The sequence below is a fragment of the Actinomyces sp. MRS3W genome (assembly GCF_032465695.1).
GTDB lineage: Bacteria > Actinomycetota > Actinomycetes > Actinomycetales > Actinomycetaceae > Actinomyces.
Window position 1 is genome coordinate 1 of sequence record NZ_JAWDJJ010000353.1, and the last position, 2,440, is coordinate 2,440.

Annotated in this window: 3 protein-coding genes; all 3 read left to right on the forward strand. The window is 65.9% G+C overall.

Annotation, left to right across the window (positions count from 1 at the left end; genetic code table 11):
* The first annotated feature begins 150 nt into the window (after positions 1–150).
* The 3 genes from RWX45_RS13140 to RWX45_RS13150 all read left to right on the forward strand — a co-directional run bounded on the left by RWX45_RS13140 (position 151) and on the right by RWX45_RS13150 (position 2,351).
* A complete protein-coding gene (locus RWX45_RS13140) occupies positions 151–1,152 on the forward strand; it encodes an alpha/beta hydrolase (RefSeq protein WP_316024164.1) in 1,002 nt (333 codons plus the stop codon).
* A gap of 127 nt (positions 1,153–1,279) precedes the next feature.
* Entirely contained in the window at positions 1,280–1,807 is a 528-nt protein-coding gene (locus RWX45_RS13145) for a cyclophilin-like fold protein (RefSeq protein ID WP_316024165.1), read from the forward strand.
* 40 nt (positions 1,808–1,847) lie between these two features.
* Positions 1,848–2,351 carry a flavodoxin family protein gene (locus tag RWX45_RS13150; RefSeq protein WP_316024166.1) on the forward strand — a complete coding sequence of 168 codons (504 nt, stop codon included), beginning with the start codon at positions 1,848–1,850 and terminating at the stop codon, positions 2,349–2,351.
* Positions 2,352–2,440 lie beyond the last annotated feature (89 nt).

Here is a 2,440-nt window from a genome sequence, read left to right on the forward strand (position 1 = left end):
GGACAGCTGGTTCAGCCATATCTCGATCGAGGTGCCCGGCACCGAGACCTCCAACGAGTGGCTCGAGCCGGTCGACGACGGCCACTACCTGGCGCTGTAAGGAAACGACGGACGAACCTGCGGGCACGGCCCGAAGAAAGGACATAGACCATGTATGACGAGAAACTCGAGCTCACCCAGGAATGGGACAAGACCTTCCCGGAGAGCGACAAGGTCGACCACGAGAAGGTGACCTTCCACAACCGCTACGGCATCACGCTGGCGGCCGACCTGTACGTCCCGATGGACGCGGACGGCAGGCTCCCCGCCGTCGCGGTGTGCGGCCCCTTCGGCGCGGTCAAGGAGCAGTGCAGCGGCCTGTACGCGCAGACCATGGCGGAGCGCGGCTTCCTGGCCATCGCCTTCGACCCCTCCTTCACCGGCGAGTCCGGCGGCGCCGTGCGCGACACGGCCGACCCCGCCATCAACACCGAGGACTTCTCGGCGGCCGTGGACTACCTGAGCTGCCGGGACGACGTCGACCCAGAGAAGATCGCCATCATCGGCATCTGCGGCTGGGGCGGCTTCGCTCTTAACGCGGCGGCGATGGACACCCGCGTCAAGGCCACGGTGACCTCCACCATGTACGACATGACCCGCGTCAGCGCCCGCGGCTACTTCGATTCCACCGACGAGGACGCCCGCTACGCCATGCGCCAGCAGCTGGCGGCGGCGAGGACCGCGGACTACTCATCCGGCGCCTACTCCAAGCCGGACATGTCGGCAGGTGCGCCCGACGGGGAAATCCCGCAGTTCGTGCAGGACTACATGGCCTACTACGCGCCCGGCATCGGCAGGGCCTTCCACCCCCGCGCCGTCAACTTCAGCCGCGCCTGGGTCAACACCTCCACCTGGAACCTCGTCAACATGCCGATCCTGCAGTACGCGAGGGAGATCCGCAGCGCGGTCCTGATGGTCCACGGCGAGAAGGCGCACTCCTGCTACTTCAGCAGGGACGCGTTCGCCGACATGACCTCCGGCGAAGGCGAGAAGTGGGCCGCCAACAAGGAGCTCGTGATCATCCCGGACGCCGTTCACACCGACCTCTACGACAACCTGGACGTCATCCCGTTCGACGAGATCGTCGCGTTCCTCGAGGAGAACCTGAAGTAGGACATACGGGCAATCGGGCGGATGGGGCCACGTCGCCCCGTTCGCCCCGGCTTCGGAGGGGCCAGGTGGGATGTTCCGATACGGGCAAACAATCAAGCAGAGACAATCAGGGCTACTCGCCGTGGGAATGCTGGCCGTTCTCATCGCCGCCTGCATCGCCGTGCTGCCAGGTTGCTCGCAGGGCGGCCAGCCGGCCGGCCAGCAGGGCCAGGAGCCATCCAGCGTCTCGGCCACGGACGAGACGGCAGGCATGCCCGACGACGAGAGCCAGGAAGGGCAATCAGGAGAGAAGACCATGGAAACGAAGATAGCCATCACCGCGAACGGAACGACCATGACCGCCACGCTCGCCGACAACTCGTCGGCCGAGGCGCTCGCCGCGCTGCTGGAGGAAGGCCCGCTGACGGTCGACATGAGCGACTACGCCGGCATGGAGAAGGTCGGCCCGATCGGCCAGAGCCTCCCGGCCAACGACGAGCAGATCACCACGGGCGCGGGCGACATCATCCTGTACCAGGGTAGCGCGCTCGTCATCTACTACGCGCCCAACTCCTGGAGCTTCACGCGCCTGGGGCGCATCGACGACGAGTTCGTAGGCTCGCTGCGCGACACGCTGGGCGCAGGCGACGTGCAGGTAACGCTCGAGCTGGCGTAACGATTACAGACAAGAAGGAGTTGGCTATGAAGTACTGGTCCTGAACGGCAGCCCGCGGGCCAACGGCAACACGAGGGCCATGATCGACGCGTTCGCCGAAGGGGCGCGCGAGGCGGGCCACAACGTCGACGTGGTGAACGTGTGCCGAAAGCAGGTGGCGGGCTGTAGGGGCTGCGAGTACTGCCACGCGAAGGGCGACGGAGCCTGCGTGCAGAGGGACGACATGGCCGAGATCGTCGAGGCCATCAACGCCTCCGACATGCTGGTGCTCGCGAGCCCCGTCTACTACTTCGGGCTGACCGCGCAGCTGCAGGCCGTCGTGCACCGCCTGTACGCGCAGGGCCTCTACCCAAGCCTCAGGAAGACCGCACTCTTCCTGAGCTCGGGTTCGCCCGACGTCTACGACGGTGTCGTCTACGAGTACCGCAAGACATTCACAGAGTGGATGAAAATCGAGGACGCCGGCATCTTCACCGCACACGGCTCCCAGAACAAGTCCGAGGCCAAGCTCGCCGAGCTGCGAGCATTCGGCAGAAGCCTGTAAGGAGGCAAAGCAATGCCCACCCCCATCGTACTGAAAGCGGCCGGGGTCGAGATCCCCGCCGTCCTGAACGACACCGTGGCTGCCCGCGA

Bases quoted from the DNA above. Each gene is read 5' to 3' on its own strand.
- RWX45_RS13140 (WP_316024164.1), top strand. From the start codon at position 151: ATGTATGACGAGAAACTCGAGCTCACCCAGGAATGGGACAAGACCTTC.
- RWX45_RS13145 (WP_316024165.1), top strand. From the start codon at position 1,280: ATGCTGGCCGTTCTCATCGCCGCCTGCATCGCCGTGCTGCCAGGTTGC.